Below are 17,933 nucleotides of genomic sequence, written 5' to 3' on the forward strand. Positions count from 1 at the left end.
TATTCATTGCAATTAATCTATTTAGGTATGGCTGACGACAATAAAACGTCCATCTTTCAATTGTTTCGCAACTTAAATATCAGCGGCATCATAAAGCTGGCACAGAAAGTGGATCTGGGAAAACTCATCGCAAAGGTTAATAAGATGAGCGAGTCCGATCTTAAAAAGATGATGAAAATGCTGGATGGCGGCAGTGCCGACCGCGAGCCGCCCCCCGTAGATGGCGATTTTTATGATCTGTCGGACAAACTTTCGCCGGAAGAACGAGCAATTCAGCTGAAAGTTCGTGAGTTTATGGAAACAGAAGTGGATCCTATTGCCAATGAATACTGGCAGAAGGCGGAGTTCCCGGTTCACCTGATTCCCAAGATGGGTGAGCTCGACATTTGTGGGCTGACGCTTGAGGGGTACGGCTGTCCCAATAAATCCAATGTGTTGCAGGGCTTTATTGCCCAGGAAATGGCCCGGATAGATCCGTCATTTTCTACTTTTTTCGGTGTGCAGAGCGGGTTGGCGATGGGAGCCATTTATGAATGTGGCAGCGAAGAACAGAAACAGAAATGGCTGCCGAGTATGCAAAAGATGGAGACGATTGGTGCCTTTGGCCTGACGGAGCCCAAGGTTGGATCGGCTGTGGCCGGTGGACTCACAACCAAAGCCAGGCGTGAGGGTGACACCTGGATCCTCAATGGTCAGAAAAAGTGGATCGGCAATGCCACCTTTTCGGATATCACCATTATTTGGGCCGAAGATGTGGATAGCGCCGATGTGAAAGGATTCATTGTGGAAAACGATAATCCGGGTTTTACCGCCGAGAAGATTGAAGACAAGATGGCGCTGCGTACTGTCCAGAATGCGCTCATTACGCTTGATGACTGCAAAGTTAAAGAGGCCGATCGATTGCAACATGCGGAGAGCTTTAAAGACACCTCGCGCATCTTGCGTCTGACCCGAGCTTCGGTGGCTTGGCAGGCGGTGGGTTGTGCCCGTGGCGCCTACGAAAATGCGCTGGCCTACTGCAACGATCGCAAGCAGTTTGGAAAGACAATTGGCAGCTTCCAGCTGGTACAGGACTTACTGGTCGAAATGTTGACCAACCTTACGGCCATGCAGTCGATGGTATATCGCCTGTCCGAACTGCAGGATGAAGGTAATCTTACGGACGAACGCGCCTCGTTAGCGAAGGTGGTCTGCACCCTCAAAACACGCGATATTGTTAGTAAGGCACGGGAGTTGCTGGGTGGTAACGGTATTCTGTTGCGTTACAATGTAGCACGGTTTGTGGCAGACTCCGAAGCAATTTACTCCTATGAAGGAACCAAGCAGATTAACTCGCTTATCGTAGGCCGTGCCATCACCGGCAAAAGCGCGTTTGTATAGGATTTATTTGCCTGATTCTTCAATTTTAGTGATCCTTTAAAGGATATCGCTATCAAATATTCGCTATGCCTATACGAAAATACCATATCGGATGCACTGGCTGGAGCCTGAAAGAGTGGATTGGCAACTTTTTTACGGATGATGCAAAGCCGAGGCAATTTCTTTCGCAGTATGCCTCGGTCTTTAATGCCGTGGAGGGTAATACCTCTTTTTATCACATACCCAAGGCCGATACCGTAAATAAGTGGGCCCGGGAAACCCCCGATGGATTTAAATTCTGTTTTAAGTTTCATCAATCCATAACCCATGAGCGCCGGTTATCAGATGTCAGGGGTCAGGTATTACAGTTTCTGGAGGTATTTGACCCGATTGCTGACCGATTGGGTCCTTTTCATATCCAGCTACCGCCACAATTTTCACCGGGGGAGTTTACAAAGCTGGAAAGGCTTGTTCAGATACTACCCTCTGTGTACAGTTATGCGGTGGAGGTCCGCCATCCGGAATTCTTTGACCATGGCAATAAAGAAAACCGCCTCAACCGGCTGCTCAAAAGTTATAATATTGATCGGGTGATCTTTGATAGCCGAAAGCTCCACAGCATGAAGAAAAACGATCCCACCATCCGGCAGGCGCAGAAGAAAAAGCCCAAGGTACCGGTACGTTTTGAAAATACGGGTTCGCGCCCCTTTGTCCGTTTTGTAGGGGCTAATGATGCTCTCAACAACGAGTCCTATCTTAAGGAATGGGCCATCGTTATTGCCGACTGGATTAAAGAAGGACTCCATCCGTACATTTTTACCCACTCCCCGGATAAAGTGAGTCAGCCGCCCATTGCACGAAAATTTCATCAACTGTTGTCGGAGCTTATTGAGATGGAACCGATGCCCGCTTGGCCGATAGAGCGGCAGGATGAGCAGCTGGATCTGTTTTGATATCAAACACCGATTGAACGAACGTTCAAAGGTTCTTAGAATACCTTCCTTATTCTGAAGAAAGGCTTTTATTCCCTCCTTCAAACCTTAAATTCATATTGTGTATAATGAGAGGCGGTACGATGAAGTAATTATTGATAACAAGCAGGATATGATATATTGTATTTAATTAGCATACAATATGCTGCTGTTATAAGGGTATTTGGTCTTCTAAATCATAAGTAGATCTGGTTGCAATGAAGTTCTTTACCTCGCAATTAAGTTTTTTCCTGTCCAATCGAAATACCCGGGTGAATATCAAGCGTCTGGTGAGGTTTTTAAGTGGGCTCTTGCTTTTGATTCTGATCTATACGATTCTGTTTCATTTTATTATGCTCTACGAGGGGCAATCGCATAGCTGGATTACCGGGTTTTACTGGACGCTCACTGTGATGACGACTCTGGGCTTTGGAGATATTACCTTTACCAGTGATATCGGGCGTGCCTTTTCGGTTATTGTACTGCTTTCGGGGATGGTGTCACTGCTTATTCTTTTGCCTTTCACCTTTATTGAGTTTTTCTATGCACCCTGGCTCGATGCGCAGTCCAAAGCACGGGCTCCGCGAGAACTGCCGGAAGATACTTCCAACCACATCATCATCACTCATTTTAATCCCATTTCTGAATCTCTCATTGAAAAGCTCAGGCAATATAATTACGAGTATGTGTTACTGTTCAATGATCTTCCACAGGCGTTAAAATATTATGATCAAGGTTATCGCGTAGTTTTTGGAGAGCTGGATGATCCTGAGACCTATAAAAAATTACAGGTTGACCAAGCGGCTATGGTCGCGGCATTGGGGAGCGATATGGTGAATTCCAATATTAGTAATACTGTTCGTGAACTGGATGAAGAGGTAACTATTGTTACTACAGCCAATTCGGTTAGCTCGGTGGATCTGTTGGAGATGGCCGGTTCTAATCACGTTATCCAACTTGGAAAAATGCTTGGCAACTCACTTTCACGTCGCATTTCGGGGCAGGACAGCCGTGTGCATGTGGTAGGGCGTTTCGACAATCTGATTGTTGCCGAAGCAACGGCCTATAAAACGCCACTGGTTGGTAAAACCCTTCGTGAAAGTAAACTAAGAGACGAATTCGGTATCAACATTGTAGGGGTTTGGGAACGTGGGAAGTTGCTAAAGCCCGAGCCCGATACTCTTATACATGAGCAGAGTGTATTGTTGATGGCTGGTTCCCTGGAGCAACTGCGAATTTATGATGAATTTATGGCGATTTACCATGCCACAGACAAGCCTGTTATTATCATCGGGGCGGGACGTGTAGGGCGTGGTGTTGCCGAAGCGTTCGAAAAGCGTGATATGGATTATTATATCGTAGACAAAAATCCCGATCGAATTAAAGATGATAATCGATATATATTGGGAAATGCAGAAGATATTGATGTTCTGGAAAAGGCTGGAATAAAAGACGCTCCCTGTATCATTATTACTACACACGATGATGATATGAATATCTATCTGACAATTTATGCCCGTCGGTTGCGCCCCAATATCCAAATCATCAGTCGCTCTACAGTACAAAGAAATGTATCTACCTTACATCGTGCCGGCGCGGATTTTGTGATGTCTTATGCAACGATGGGAGCAAACGTGATTTTCAATATTCTGGAGCGCAGCGATGTAGTGATGATTGCCGAAGGACTAAATGTATTTAATATCCAGACTCCGGATTCCTTGGTTGGAAAAAGCCTGATTAGCTCCTCTATACGTCTTGAAACAGGTTGCAGCGTACTTGGAATTAAGCAGAATGGCCAGCAGCATATAAATCCGAAGCCCGAAATTATCATACAGAAAGGAAGTGAGCTGGTACTGATCGGAAATGCTGAAGCTGAACGACTTTTTATGGAAAGATTTATGAACGGCAAGTCGTAAAGCTGAGTCAAGTTCGACAGGAATATGATAAAACAGCAAAAAGTTCGTATCTTTACAGGCTTTTTCAGAATACAGAATCTTGATCAACGCCCATGGCCGAGTCCGATACCCTTACAAAAGAAGAACAACAAATTATTGAAGAGGCCCGTCGCCGGCGGACTTTTGCGATTATCTCGCACCCTGATGCCGGTAAGACGACGCTCACCGAAAAACTTTTGCTTTATGGTGGGGCTATTCATGAAGCAGGCTCCATCCGGCAGCGTAAAGCCAACCGCTATGCGGCCTCCGACTGGATGGCCATTGAGAAAGATCGCGGTATTTCAGTGACCTCTTCCGTGCTCCGGTTTGAGAAGGACAACATCAAATTTAACCTGCTGGATACCCCCGGCCACAAAGACTTTTCTGAAGACACGCTCCGCACGCTTGTTGCAGCCGACACGGCCCTGATGGTTATTGACGTTGCCAAAGGGGTAGAGGAGCAGACTGAGAAGCTCTTTGAAGTCTGTAAGATGAGAGAAATTCCCATTATTACTTTTGTGAATAAGTGTGACCGTCCGGGCCTGGAGCCGCTGGAAGTCATCAGCAATATTGAAAACCAACTGGGTATTGAGCCTATTCCGGCATCCTGGCCGTTAGGATACGGAAAGGATTTTCAGGGTATCTATGACTTGATTGGCAAGAAATTGCATCTGCAGAAGAAAGAAGAGCACGGGGCCAAAAAAGCCGAAACGGAAATCTGTGACCTGGAAGAAGGGTTGGAGAAAGCAATCCTTTCAGATCATGAAAAGGACAAGTTTCGTGAAGAAGTGATGCTCACGGAAGACATGTTCGAGATGATGGACCAGGAAGCCTTCCTGAATGGAAAGTGTACGCCCGTATTCTTTGGTTCGGCCTTGAATAACTTTGGCCTGGATGTATTCCTGGACTATTTTTCCGAGCTGGCCAATCCTCCACAACAATACCAGGATGAGGAAAGCAAAGATCGTGACTTGGCCAATGGTTTTTCGGGCTTTGTATTCAAGATGCAGGCGAATATGAATCCCGACCACCGGGATTGTGCAGCTTTTATCCGCATCACATCCGGCAAATTTGAACGGGGGCTGGAAGTGACGGAAAGCAATACAGGCAAGAAAGTTAAAATGTCAACGCCCCACACGCTAATGGGTGATGAGCGCCATATTTTGGAGGAAGCTTATCCCGGCGACGTGGTTTCGTTGTTTAATCCGGGTTCTTTTCGTATCGGGACCACTATTTATAGCGACAAGCCGGTTAAGTTTGACGTGATTCCACTCTTTACGCCGGAGCATTTTATGAAGGTATCAACGAAAGATCCCTTTAAGCGGAAGCAGCTACGCGAAGGACTTAAGCAGTTAGCGGAAGAAGGGGTCGTTCACGTTTTTGAAGTTCCCAATGGCGTTGGTAATGAACTACTGTTGGGAACCGTTGGGGCGCTACAGTTTGATGTAGTTAAGCACCGGATGGCCACAGAATATAATACCGAACTGCATATGAATGCTGTTTCATACCATGCGGCGCGTTGGCTGGCTGGTGATAAGAATATCATTGAAAAGCTGGAGAACAGTTACTCTACGCATGTCACAAAGGACATGGAGGAAAACCCTATCGTGCTTTTTGACAGTGCTTATGCCTTAAGCCAAGCTGAAGAGAAGGTAGGAACAGAGAACCTCTTCAAGTTTAAGCAGAACTGATTAGTTGAGGTAAATTAATTTTGTACCCTTGACATAGGGTTGTCAAAAGGTCGCTTATCTTACTCATCTCACAACAGGATTAACTAAAATTAGATGAGATGATTAAACAGAGTACAACTGCATCAGTAATGGAATTTACCTCTTTTAGAAAAAAAGAGGATATTACAGAAGAGGCTTTAATAGCTGCCGTTCTGGACTTCGAGTCCTCATTCTTAAGCAAACAAGAAGGCTTGGTATTGGATTGCCTGGTAAAAGGTAATTCCGGGAAATATGCGAATGTCATGTTTGCCAAAGATATGGCTTCCCTTAAGCAAATAGAACAGCAGGCCCATTCCGATAAAGCTGCGCAACATTTTTTCGAGTTACTGGATATAGACAGCGTAGATATGGCGTTTCAAGCCATATTGAAAGAAGCGTTTGAAACGCCGGATCATTTTTCTTGCGTCGAATATGGGACGTTTAGCCTTAACAATTCAGGTGACACTGATAGCCTTATAAAGGCTTCGGAAGATATTGAGGACCAATATCTGGATCGATTTGATAATACGAAGGCTCATTTTATGGGCAAGGTTGAGGAGGGGCGTTATTCTGAAGTAACGCTTGGGAGAACCTTAGGCAAAACAAAACAGATCTGTGAAGGGTATCGCCAAGAGCACATATGTCAACCCCTATTGAATATGATCGATACACAAAGCATGGAGCTGAGTTTTTGGTATCTTATCGCATAATTAAATTAGTACACTACGATCGGGTATGGAAGAGGAAACGCTATTGGTGAAGCGCACCGTGTTATTACAAAAGTTTTCGGGAAAGGGCGGATGGACGTACGTCGATCTCCCCGAGGTTTCAGTTGATTCTAACTCACCTTTTGGATGGGTGACGGTAAGTGGAACCATTGATGGGTATCTCCTAAAAAAGCATAAGCTTATGGCCAAGGGGAATGGTAAGCTCTTCCTTTCCGTAAATGCAAAGATACGGAAAAAGATTGGGAAGGAGGCTGGCGACTACGTTAAGATTCAACTATACCGGGATGAGTCAGCTGTTGAGATACCGGAGGAGATTATACGCTGTTTTGAGGTGGAGTCGCCCAAGGTAAAGAAAAATTTTATGGCGTTTAGAGAAACTGAGAAAAAGGCTTATCTGGATTGGATATATGAGGCCCAAAAAGAGGAAACCCGGGTGCGTCGTATTACAGAGATGTTGGATCGGGTGTCCCGGAATGAAAAATTTTATGGAGATTGAAGGGCTATGCCCCTAAACGTAAAGTTTTAATAATAAATGGAACAGGAAAAGATGCCACGGTTGACAAGGTTGACGGCTATTTTGACACTACTACAGTCGAAACAAGTGTTCCATGCTGCTGAAGCAGCGAAGAAGTTTAACGTAAGCAAGCGTACCATCTACCGTGATATGAAAACTCTGGAACGGGCTGGGGTCCCTATTTATACCGAGCCGGGCAAAGGGTATTCGTTGTTGGAGGGGTTTAAGCTACCACCGGTAATGCTGACTGAAGAAGAAGCAAATGCTCTTGTTACGGCGGGTAAGCTTGTTGCAAAAAACAGGGATGGATCATTTGCCAGAAATCACCAGGATGCTATCGCCAAGATCAAGGCTGTTTTAAGGTATGCAAAACGAGACAAAGCTAATTTGCTGTCGGAGCGAGTGGCAATACTCAAAAATTTCGAAGGGATAACAACCAGCGATAATCTCTCTAAGATACAGCTGGCTATTACCAATCGCCGTCTTCTGCAGTTGCAGTATCACTCAATAAGCAAAGATGAAGTAACGGTAAGAACGGTTGGACCACAGGCTCTGTATAATACGAGCGAAAACTGGATATTAATTGCCTGGTGCCGTCTGCGGAATGGTTACCGCGAGTTTCGACTAGACAGAATGAAGTCGGTGCATAAGTCTTCAGAGCGTTTTGAGAGCAGAGAGTTTAATCTGAGTGAGTACTTCAGCGCTGTAACTACAAAGAATAAAACAGCAAACGAATCGTAATGAACGACTATGAGTTTTTGGAGCCTCATCGAAGAAAGAAATTAGGAATGGAAAGGCTTCTTGCTTCCCAATTCCTAATTCTTCATTCCTAATTTTTAATTTACCTTATTTCCCGCCATTTGCTTGCAAGTCAGCAATGCAGGCACTATCCAAATCCGGAATATCGCCATCAAATAGATTGGCAAAAAAGTTAGCCGTTTCGACGGAGGGTTCCATCAGGCAGCCCTCAGTTGTGCAATGGGCGCTCGCTGCTGTTTTGTGGTCTGATTGTGTAGGTGTGCCACTGCCGACCAGGCCAAAGGTATGGCCAAACTCATGCTGGAAGACCGTCCCTTCAATTTTTTCTTTGGGGGGTGCGCCAATACCGGAGCTTACCTCGCTGATAGTTTGTCCAAAGAAAGCCATTGAGGTATTGAAGTACGCAATGCCCAGCACATTCTCCTGTGCCTGATACTTGCCATCAACAATCAAGAAATAGGCATGGAGGGTATTGCCCCGGCTATCGGTGAAATTGTTGCGATACTGTCCTTCCAGCTCTCGAATTTCCTCTGCGGAATAGGAATCTTCACCAGCCGATGCTACTTCGGTTGGAGTATTGATGGTGACTTGAGATTTGTTGAGTCGGTTTTGAAGAAAATTTTTCAGGCTATCCAACGCCGCTTGGGTGGGTTGTTGTCCGGGCATATAGTCAATTTCGAGCTCCAGAGCGGTGAAGTTACTGTCACTCAAAAAAGCCTGGGGAGTAAAGCCGGGATTAGCGGTACTTGGAAAACGATTCATGTTTTCATCAATGCCGGAAGAAGAACCGAGGCACCCAACGATGGATAATGAAATAAGTGCTATAAAAAGTGCTGATACGGTTTTGTAACGATGTTGTACATCCATAGAAAGATATTTTATTAGTATTTTATTATTTATCTAAACAGCAAACAGGAGATAATGTTTCCATGGTAGGCCTGTAAGTGGCTTAATTTTTTGGGTAAGATCTCATTTCACCCTTCCACGTATTATTATTAACTTTAGACCGCTTTAAAATTATTGACCGATTTGTTTGTTGAACTGTCAATTTCTTTTCGATTCAGCAAGAGTTTGCATTACTATAGCAGCTCATAAGCGACCGTTCATCAAATTGAATCATTCACAAAATCAACAAATGAGTAAATAATCATGGCTAAAGAATTTGACGTCTGTGTAATTGGTTCCGGCCCCGGTGGATATGTGGCCGCTATTCGTGCATCACAACTTGGTTTTAATACGGCAATTGTTGAAAAACGGCACTTGGGTGGTGTTTGTTTAAATATTGGATGTATCCCTACAAAAGCATTGCTCCGCTCGGCTGAGGTTTTTGAAAGTATTGAAGATGCCGGTGATTATGGTATCAAAGTGGACGATTATGAAGCTGATTTTGGCGGTATTATTGATCGCAGCCGAAATGTGGCAAACAAGATGAGTAAAGGGGTTCAGTTCCTGATGAAGGCTAATAAAATTGAAGTCTTTGAGGGGAAAGGTGTTTTTGAGTCTAAAGATCAGCTGAAGGTCGTTGATGAAAATGATGAAACCCAAGAACAGATAACAGCGGATCGTTTCATTGTCGCTACAGGAGCACGTCCGCGAGAGCTGCCGAATATCGAGATTGACGGCGAGAACGTAATTGATTCCGAAATAGCCATGCAGCTCGAAGAACAGCCGGAGAAGCTGGTGGTGATTGGTGCAGGTGCTATCGGCGTTGAGTTTGCTTATTTCTATAACACCATTGGCACTGATGTGACAATCGTTGAGCTGGAGGATAGCCTTGTACCCGTTGAAGATAAAGATGTGGGTAAAGAGCTTGGAAAGATTTATAAGAAGAAGGGCATGGATGTGCGCACCGGAAGCACCGTTGAAAAGGTGGAAGACGACGGTGATGGCGTAAAAGTGACCATCAAAACCGGCGATGATGAAGAAGTAGTAGAGGCCGATGTTGTCCTGTCAGCGGTAGGCGTAACGGGCAATGTTGAAGGTATTGGCCTGGATGAAATTGGCGTTGAATACGAAAGGGGCGCCATCCAAATTGATAAAGAAACCTACCAGACCAGCGTAGAAGGCATCTATGCTATTGGCGATGTAGCCGGTGGCCCTTGGTTAGCGCACAAAGCTTCCCACGAAGCTATTGTTTGCGTAGAAAAGCTGGCGGGTGAAGACCCTATTCCTGTAAATTATAACAACATTCCGGGCTGTACCTACTGTGAGCCGCAGATTGCTTCCGTAGGATACACCGAAGAGCAGGCTAAGGAAGAAGGTTATGATGTGAAGGTCGGTAAATTCCCCTTCTCTGCCAGTGGTAAAGCAACCGGACTTGGACACGAAGAAGGCTTTGTGAAGGTCGTATTTGATGAGAAATACGGTGAATGGCTAGGTTGCCACATGATTGGATCACATGTGACAGAGCTGATTGCTGAGGCTGTTGTGGCCCGTGATCTGGAGACTACCGGCCATGAAATTATTAGTGCTGTGCATCCGCACCCGACGATGTCTGAAGCCGTGATGGAAGCAGTGGCCGAAGCATACGGCGAAGGCGTGCACCTGGGCAACTAAAAACCCAGTAGTTAAAAATTAGGAATGAAGAATTAGGAGTCGGGGAGCGGTAAGCCTTTCCATTCCTAATTCTCAACTTTTAATTCCTAATTGAAAGATTATGAATGAAGTAGAATTTTACGATTTGGGGCAGGCTCCCTACCAAGCAGTATGGGATTTACAGTCCGCTATACAGCAACGACTTGTGGATGAAAAACTGGCCCGTCGTAAGCAAAAGCTTTACAAACCGGGTGATGAAAGCAACGATGTGCTACTTTTCGTTGAGCATCCGCATGTGTTTACACTCGGAAAAAGCGGCGATAAAGCCCATCTTTTAAAAGGTCTGGCCGAACTTGCTGATATCGATGCCGAGTTCGTTGAAATTGATCGCGGTGGAGACATCACCTACCACGGGCCCGGTCAAATTGTAGGATATCCTATCTTTGATATGGATCGGCATTTTACGGATATCCATAAATATCTGCGCTATTTGGAGGAAGTGGTTATTCGTACATGCGCAGATTTTGATATTGAAGCGGGACGCATTGAGGGGTTAACCGGCGTTTGGGTAGGCGATGAGAAGATATGTGCCATGGGCATAAAATGTTCGCGCTGGGTGACAATGCACGGTTTTGCACTGAATGTCAATACAGATCTCAGCTATTTTGACCATATCGTGCCGTGTGGAATTTCAAATAAGGAAGTGACTAGCCTTCAAGAGCAACTCGGCAAACGAGTTGACGAAGCCCATGTTAAAGCACAACTTTTAACACACATCGAAGAAGTTTTCGATGTGGATGTCGCTAAAGTGAATTCCCTGCCTGAACTGGACCAGCAATTTTCGTATCTTAAGCATCAGGAAGCAAAAGCAGCATCCCATTAATTAGTGATTTTCAGCTACATGATTAAAGAATTAAACGTCGTCGACCGAAATAAAAAGACTGAACGCCGTCCTGATTGGCTCAGGGTGAAGTTGCCTTCGGGCGAGAAGTTTAAGGAGGTTTCGGAAACCATCCAGAAGCATTCGTTGAATACGGTTTGCTCAGAAGCACGATGCCCAAATATGGGGGAGTGCTGGGGGAATGGTACGGCAACCTTTATGATTTTAGGGGATGTCTGCACCCGTTCTTGTTCCTTCTGTGCCGTTAAAACCGGCCGACCGGTTCAGGGCCTGGATTGGGATGAACCCCGCCGCGTAACGGATGCTGCCAAGAAAATGGGACTCAAGCACGTAGTGCTGACTTCCGTAAATCGTGATGAGCGTAAAGATGGCGGGGCACCTATTTTTGCCGAAACCCACCGCCAGCTGCGCGAAGCCATTGACGGGGTAACTATAGAATCTCTTATTCCGGATTTCAGAGGCGTTTGGGAGGCTCTGCAAATCGTTATTGATACTCCGCCGGATGTCCTAAGCCATAACCTGGAAACCGTACCCAATCTCTATCGTACTATTCGTCCCCAGGCCAAATATAAGCGCTCACTGGAGTTACTGCAGCGGTGCAAAGAACAGGGCGTGCGCACAAAAACCGGTATTATGGTCGGCTTTGGAGAAGAGCGCGAGCAGGTTATCGAACTGATGCAAGATTGCGTCGATTACGGGGTAGATGTTCTCACCATTGGCCAATATATGCAACCTACCAAGATGCACCAGCCTGTGGAAGAATGGGTACACCCCGATCAGTTTGCCGAATACAAAGAAATTGGCGAAGGATTAGGACTTGAGCATGTTGAAAGCGGTCCGTTGGTGCGATCTTCTTACCATGCCGAACGTCACGTATAGAGGTATCAGTTGTTAAAGGCTGATAATTTATCTCGACAATTTCTCTCGATCTTTTATATTGCATAAAGATCATCATTTCTCATTTAACCCTAATATATGCTTGCAGTTGGCGTCGTCATATTATTGAGTTATCTGGTAGGCTCTATTCCTTCTTCAATTTGGGTCGGAAAGCTGGTCAAAGGGGTTGACATACGCAACTATGGAAGTGGAAATGCCGGGGCCACCAATACATTTCGCCTGTTGGGGTGGCAGCCCGGGGTAGCTGTTTTGTTGATCGATTTTTTTAAAGGTTTTGCCAGTGCTTACTGGATCAGCCAACTTGCTTATTTTATTGGATCAGGACCGGTAGCGCTCTTTCCGTATTGGGAAGTCGATTCTTTCCTGCGTATAGTCTGTGGAGTAGTAGCGGTTGTTGGACACATGTTTCCCCTCTACGCCAATTTTGACGGCGGAAAAGGAATGGCCACGGCGGCCGGCATGCTTTGTGGAATTGAACCGGTATCGGTGGGAATAACTTTTGGCGTTTTCCTGATTGTGATGCTCGTTAGCCGATTTGTTTCGCTCGCTTCTCTGGTAGCTGCTTTTATCTACCCGTTGATGTTAGTCGTGCTCAGGTACGGCTTGGGCTGGCCCATAGATGGCAGTATCTTAATTTTTGGAGCTATTGTAGGTATAGGGATTATTATAAAACATCGAGGCAATATTCGTCGTTTGTTGAATGGAACTGAAAACCAGGTCGGTTCATTCAAACCGGCCGTTGGATGGCTTAATAAGGATAAACAGGAACAGGGGTAAAAGAGGACTGTGAAAAAGATCACCGTTGTAGGGGCCGGGAGTTTCGGAACGGCCCTTTCTGTTGTATTGGCAAGAGCTGGCAATGATGTGCAGCTATGGGCCCGTGAATCGGAGGTAGCCTATGGTATTAACAAGCGACATCGAAACCCTGCCTATATATCTGATGTCACCTTACCGGATTCCATCTCTTGTGATACCGATCCCAAAAAATGTTTTGACGATCCCGAGATGGTCATTTTTGCAACTCCTTCGCACGTCATGCGCGAGGTGGCTTCCAATATTAAGACGTTTCTGAATGGCAATGAAATTGTGGTAAGCGTAGCCAAAGGCATTGAAAATAAAACCTTCAAGACCATGTCTCAGGTACTGGCGGAAGTGTTGGAAGGAAAAATCATGGATGACCAGATTGGAGTTATTTCGGGACCCAGTCACGCCGAGGAGGTCAGTAAGTTTAAGCCCACCACGGTGGTAGCCAGCTCTTATTCCAATCACACTGCGCGTGTTATCCAGGAGACTTTTTTGACGCCCATGTTTCGTGTCTATTTGAACTATGATATTATTGGTGTTGAGATTGGAGGGGCTGTTAAAAATATAATGGCCATTGCAGCCGGAGTTATTGACGGAGCTGCATTGGGAGATAACGCCAAGGCGGCACTGATGACACGTGGACTTCATGAAATGAAACGGTTGGGAATGAAGTTGGGGGGATCCCAGGATACATTTTCCGGTCTGTCAGGGATGGGAGACTTAGTCGTAACCTGCACAAGCGAACACAGTCGCAATCGTTTTGTTGGATACAATATTGGACGAGGAAAAAAGTTAGATGATATCATATCACAAATGAATATGGTAGCTGAGGGCGTGAAGACCACCCGCTCTGTCTTGGAATGGAGTAAACAATTGAATGTGGAGATGCCTATTACAGCTGCTGTTTATAACGTCTTGTTTGAAGATGAAGATCCCAAGGATATGCTGTATGAATTAATGACCCGCAATCCCAAAGAAGAGATCATAATTTAACGGCAGGTCAGTTATTCACAGCTGCTTAATATTTAGCTACTATATTCGTTATATTAATAAAATAACACAGCGTGGCTATGTACTCTGACAACCGCAGCATCGCAACGCTCTCCGAAATGGATTACCTGGATGTCAAGAATCTGGCACAAACAGGAGAGGGAACGTATCTCGAATTTAAGCGAACGATACCCTCAGCGTTTAAAATTGCCCGTGAGATAGCAGCTTTTGCTAACACAAAAGGGGGTACTCTGCTTATTGGGGTGGATGACGACTGCTCATTAGTTGGGGTCTCTGGCTACCAGGAAGAAGAGTTTTTGCTCAAAAAAGCTGCCACTGAACTATGTTGGCCCCAGGTCAATATTGGAATTGAAATTGTCCATTTTGGCGATAAAGATTTGCTGGTTATTCGCGTTCCGGAATCTACTGATAAACCCATCTTCGTAAAGGGAGAAGAGGGTAAAATCGTATTTATGCGAGAAGAAGACCAGAACAAGGTGGCAAGCAAAGAGTTGATCGAAATCATTAAAAATAAAAATTCAGATACAGGAGTAACCTTTGAATATGGAGAAAATGAGCAAAAACTCTTCCGATATCTGAATGAATATGGTGAAATAACCGTTGAAAAATTTTCACACATTGTTGATGTGCCCCGAGCTGAGGCCTCAGCTACACTTGTAAACTTGGTAAGTGCCGATATTTTGAATTTATTTCGAAAGGACAATATCGATTATTTCACCTACTCACAGAACTGTGAAAAAGAATTTTAAAAATAATTACTGCAATGTCTGCTGATACAGAAGAAAATTTAAATAATGTCATTGCCGATCTAATTGATGATGACGAGGAGGACGAACAACAGTCGACATCATCACTGGCGGATTTGGAATCTGAGAGTGAGGTCGAGTTTAACGGTCCACCGGTATCTCTAACGGAACGAGCTGCCCGACAGGTCCGGAAAATACGGGATGATGAAGCCCTGGATGAAGAACTCCACCTGCGCGTTGCCGTTGAAGGAGGAGGATGCTCAGGTCTCAGTTATAAACTTGGTTTTGACCACAAATCCGAAGACGACGAAGTATTAGTCAGCCAGGGGATAGAGATCATCGTAGATTCAAAGCATATGATGTATCTTAAGGGCATATCGGTAGACTATCCGGATGGGTTAGATGCGAGGGGCTTTACCTTCGACAATCCCAATGCCACCGAAACATGTGGTTGCGGTAGCTCTTTCGCTACCTGAGTTCGTCTTTTTAGCTTAGTCTTTAACCCTTCCATAGTCTTTCATAATATCCAGCACTTCATCAATTGGGAGGGCCTCAATGGTATGCCCATTGCGGCCGGTCATCGTCTCGGCATGGAAAAGGGAATTGATGATGGCCTCTTCTGTAGCTTCTAGCGTCGCCATAAAAAGTGGAGACATAGCCTCATTACGAAGTACGTTATGCGATTGGATACGCTCTTGCGATCGGTAGGGAGTCCGGACCGACTCAGCCGTTGAAAAGGCGATCACGTAATCACCACTGCCGTTGGAGGCAATACCACCCGTCCGGGCCAGCCCCATGATAGCACGTTTGGCCAGTCGCTTGAGATTTCGGGCGCTTAACGGAGCATCTGTGGCGACAACAATCATGCAGGAGCCATCGGCGGAATCATTAAGGGTATCGCTCATATAATATTTTTCCAGTTCCTTACCCACAGGGGCACCCGCAACCTGTAAGACCCCTCCGAAGTTTGTTTGTACCAGCACACCTACGGTATAGCCACCAGACTTTTTGGGCAACTTGCGGGATGAACTTCCAATGCCCCCCTTAAATCCGAAAGCAATAGTACCTGTGCCTGCGCCAACATTACCCTGATCAACGGGGTTCGTATCGGCTGATTCAATGGCTTCAAGTACATCCTCTTTGCTTACATGCCGTCCGCGGATGTCATTCAGGTAGCCATCGTTCGTTTCGCCAACCACCGGATTCACGGATCGAACATTCTTGTTTTCATCAAAGCCAAAGGTGAAATCGATGAGCGCATCCGCAGCGGTGGGAACACTGAGTGTGTTCGTCAAAATAACAGGCGTCTCAATCGTACCCAGCTCGTTGATCTGGGTAGAGCCCGCCAGCTTGCCAAATCCATTGCCTACATAAACAGCTGCCGGTACTTTCTGCTGAAAAATATTGCCTGGATGAGGAAGGATTGCCGTAACACCGGTGCGGATATGCTCTCCCCGGATAAGCGTTTTGTGGCCAACCTGCACGCCACTTACATCCGTAACCGTATTATTAGAGCCGGTTGGCAATACGCCAAATTCAATCCCGTGTTCTCTGGCATTGGTATCCTGTGCCGACAGGGTACTCATACTACAGGCTAATAGAACAATAAAAAAGATACCGGTAATTTGTTTCATAATGGATGTAGTTAGGGCATCGCAGTATCAGTGTTTTTCTTCTTGGCCGCCGATTAATTCTTCTTCATTACTCTGCCGGTCAGTGATAAGCCGTACGCCGCGGTTAAAGGTGAGGTAATGCCACATCCATTCGACAAAAACCCTAAAACGATTGCGAAAGCCAATCAGGAAGAAAATGTGAACAATAGACCAGAGCAACCAGGCAAAAAGACCGCTGAACTTAAAGCCCCGGATATCGGCAACGGCTTTGGCGCGTCCTACGGTAGCCATGGTCCCTTTATCAGTAAACGAGAAGGTTTTACGCTCTTTGCCTTTAAGCTCCCTTTTGATAAGCTTGCCCACAAAATCGCCTTGTTGCATGGCCACCGGGGCAAGAGCGGGTAGCGGGTTGCCATCCGAATCTTCTTTATGAGCGGCATCTCCAATGACAAAAATATGATCATCATCAGACAGTGAAAGGTCATCGGTTACCACCACTCTCCCGGATCGGTCCTGTTCGGTATTGAGTGCCGATAGCAGGGGAGAGGCGGCCACTCCCGCAGCCCAGATAATGTTTGGTGTTTGGATGGTGCCTTCTGAGAAGGTGACTTTATTCTCACCGATATCGGTAACCGGCGTGTTGAGCAGAACCCGAACGCCCATCTTTTCGAGGGTGTTGCGTGCCTTTTCTGCCAGCGATTCGGGATATCCGTTGAGGATGCGCGGTGCGGCCTCCACCAGGAAAATACGGGTCTCATTTCGGCTGAAAGTGGAATAGTCGCGCATCATATTCCGTTTAGCTATTTCAGCAATGGCCCCGGCCATCTCTACCCCGGTGGGGCCACCGCCAATTACGACATAGGTTAGGTAAGGCTCCCGCAATTTAGGATCTTTAAGCTGTTCTGCCTCCTCGAGCGAAAGCAGGATCCGCTCGCGTACCTGGAGTGCATCGCCGATGGATTTTAATCCGGGTGCATGGTTGGGCCAGTCATCATTTCCGAAGTAGTTATACTTGGCGCCCGGCGCAAGCACAAGGTAATCAAAACTGATTTTCTGCCCCTTTTTGAGCTCTACAAACCGTTGGTCCCGGTTGATACCGGTTACCGTGCCCAGCAAAACCTGCAGACCTTTACGCTGGCCCAGAATCGCTCGTATAGGGGTAGCTATATCGCCCGGTGAGAGTGCAGCTGTAGCAACCTGATAAAGCAGTGGCTGAAAAAGATGGTGATTATTACGGTCGATAAGCGTAATATCGACATCGGCTCCTTTAAGTTTTTTGGCAACTGAAATACCGCCGAATCCTCCACCGACAATGACGACATGCTTGCGATCTGCCATAATAGATAATTAAGGTGTATAGATCGAAATTAGATGAACCTTATACTCATAATAACTTTAAAATATTATGAAGAAAAAGGTTAGGACGAAATTAACTAAAAAAGAATACAGTAA

17 protein-coding genes are annotated in these 17,933 nt (G+C 45.8%); 14 read left to right on the plus strand and 3 right to left on the minus strand.

The annotated features are described in order from the left end of the window. The first annotated feature begins 27 nt into the window (after positions 1–27). From J6I44_RS08670 to J6I44_RS08700, 7 genes are all read left to right on the plus strand, one after another. Positions 28–1,380 carry an acyl-CoA dehydrogenase family protein gene (locus tag J6I44_RS08670; RefSeq protein WP_265765680.1) on the plus strand — a complete coding sequence of 451 codons (1,353 nt, stop codon included), beginning with the start codon at positions 28–30 and terminating at the stop codon, positions 1,378–1,380. A gap of 65 nt (positions 1,381–1,445) precedes the next feature. Continuing rightward, positions 1,446–2,312, plus strand: a complete 867-nt coding sequence (locus J6I44_RS08675; protein WP_265765681.1) for a DUF72 domain-containing protein — start codon at positions 1,446–1,448, stop codon at positions 2,310–2,312. Positions 2,313–2,548: 236 nt separating this feature from the next. After that, the gene (locus J6I44_RS08680) at positions 2,549–4,246 is read left to right on the plus strand and encodes a potassium channel family protein (protein WP_265765682.1); all 1,698 of its coding nucleotides are present in this window, start codon (positions 2,549–2,551) and stop codon (positions 4,244–4,246) included. Positions 4,247–4,338: 92 nt separating this feature from the next. Then, positions 4,339–5,955, plus strand: coding sequence for a peptide chain release factor 3 (locus tag J6I44_RS08685; protein ID WP_265765683.1), 1,617 nt, complete (start codon positions 4,339–4,341; stop codon positions 5,953–5,955). A gap of 98 nt (positions 5,956–6,053) precedes the next feature. Then, positions 6,054–6,683 carry a hypothetical protein gene (locus J6I44_RS08690; protein WP_265765685.1) on the plus strand — a complete coding sequence of 210 codons (630 nt, stop codon included), beginning with the start codon at positions 6,054–6,056 and terminating at the stop codon, positions 6,681–6,683. A gap of 25 nt (positions 6,684–6,708) precedes the next feature. Continuing rightward, the gene (locus J6I44_RS08695; protein WP_265765686.1) at positions 6,709–7,197 is read left to right on the plus strand and encodes a YdeI/OmpD-associated family protein; all 489 of its coding nucleotides are present in this window, start codon (positions 6,709–6,711) and stop codon (positions 7,195–7,197) included. A 36-nt stretch (positions 7,198–7,233) separates the two neighbouring features. Next, positions 7,234–7,956 (plus strand): helix-turn-helix transcriptional regulator, encoded by a 723-nt coding sequence (locus tag J6I44_RS08700; RefSeq protein ID WP_265765687.1) that lies wholly within the window; start codon positions 7,234–7,236, stop codon positions 7,954–7,956. Positions 7,957–8,061: 105 nt separating this feature from the next. Here J6I44_RS08700 and J6I44_RS08705 read toward each other — a convergent pair whose 3' ends face one another. Beyond that, entirely contained in the window at positions 8,062–8,841 is a 780-nt protein-coding gene (locus J6I44_RS08705; RefSeq protein WP_265765689.1) for a hypothetical protein, read from the minus strand. 282 nt (positions 8,842–9,123) lie between these two features. Between J6I44_RS08705 and lpdA the strand changes: the two genes are divergently transcribed. The 7 genes from lpdA to J6I44_RS08740 all read left to right on the plus strand — a co-directional run bounded on the left by lpdA (position 9,124) and on the right by J6I44_RS08740 (position 15,344). Continuing rightward, a complete protein-coding gene (gene lpdA / locus J6I44_RS08710) occupies positions 9,124–10,530 on the plus strand; it encodes a dihydrolipoyl dehydrogenase (protein WP_265765690.1) in 1,407 nt (468 codons plus the stop codon). A 100-nt stretch (positions 10,531–10,630) separates the two neighbouring features. Further along, complete coding sequence (gene lipB / locus J6I44_RS08715) at positions 10,631–11,392, plus strand: lipoyl(octanoyl) transferase LipB (RefSeq protein WP_265765692.1); 762 nt, start codon at positions 10,631–10,633, stop codon at positions 11,390–11,392. A gap of 18 nt (positions 11,393–11,410) precedes the next feature. Then, on the plus strand, positions 11,411–12,289 hold the full coding sequence (gene lipA / locus J6I44_RS08720) for a lipoyl synthase (RefSeq protein ID WP_265765693.1): 879 nt from the start codon (positions 11,411–11,413) through the stop codon (positions 12,287–12,289). 96 nt (positions 12,290–12,385) lie between these two features. Continuing rightward, positions 12,386–13,084 carry a glycerol-3-phosphate 1-O-acyltransferase PlsY gene (gene plsY / locus J6I44_RS08725; RefSeq protein WP_265765694.1) on the plus strand — a complete coding sequence of 233 codons (699 nt, stop codon included), beginning with the start codon at positions 12,386–12,388 and terminating at the stop codon, positions 13,082–13,084. Positions 13,085–13,093: 9 nt separating this feature from the next. After that, on the plus strand, positions 13,094–14,104 hold the full coding sequence (locus J6I44_RS08730) for an NAD(P)H-dependent glycerol-3-phosphate dehydrogenase (RefSeq protein ID WP_265765695.1): 1,011 nt from the start codon (positions 13,094–13,096) through the stop codon (positions 14,102–14,104). A gap of 77 nt (positions 14,105–14,181) precedes the next feature. Then, entirely contained in the window at positions 14,182–14,871 is a 690-nt protein-coding gene (locus J6I44_RS08735) for an AlbA family DNA-binding domain-containing protein (protein ID WP_265765697.1), read from the plus strand. Between the two features lie 14 nt (positions 14,872–14,885). Continuing rightward, positions 14,886–15,344 (plus strand): HesB/IscA family protein, encoded by a 459-nt coding sequence (locus J6I44_RS08740; protein WP_265765698.1) that lies wholly within the window; start codon positions 14,886–14,888, stop codon positions 15,342–15,344. Positions 15,345–15,359: 15 nt separating this feature from the next. On the opposite strand, the gene J6I44_RS08745 is transcribed toward J6I44_RS08740, so the two are convergent. Both J6I44_RS08745 and J6I44_RS08750 read right to left on the minus strand, forming a co-directional pair. Next, entirely contained in the window at positions 15,360–16,502 is a 1,143-nt protein-coding gene (locus tag J6I44_RS08745) for a DmpA family aminopeptidase (RefSeq protein ID WP_265765699.1), read from the minus strand. Between the two features lie 27 nt (positions 16,503–16,529). Next, entirely contained in the window at positions 16,530–17,819 is a 1,290-nt protein-coding gene (locus tag J6I44_RS08750; protein ID WP_265765700.1) for an NAD(P)/FAD-dependent oxidoreductase, read from the minus strand. Positions 17,820–17,933 lie beyond the last annotated feature (114 nt).

This window comes from Fodinibius salsisoli (assembly GCF_026229185.1).
Taxonomy (GTDB): domain Bacteria; phylum Bacteroidota; class Rhodothermia; order Balneolales; family Balneolaceae; genus Fodinibius; species Fodinibius salsisoli.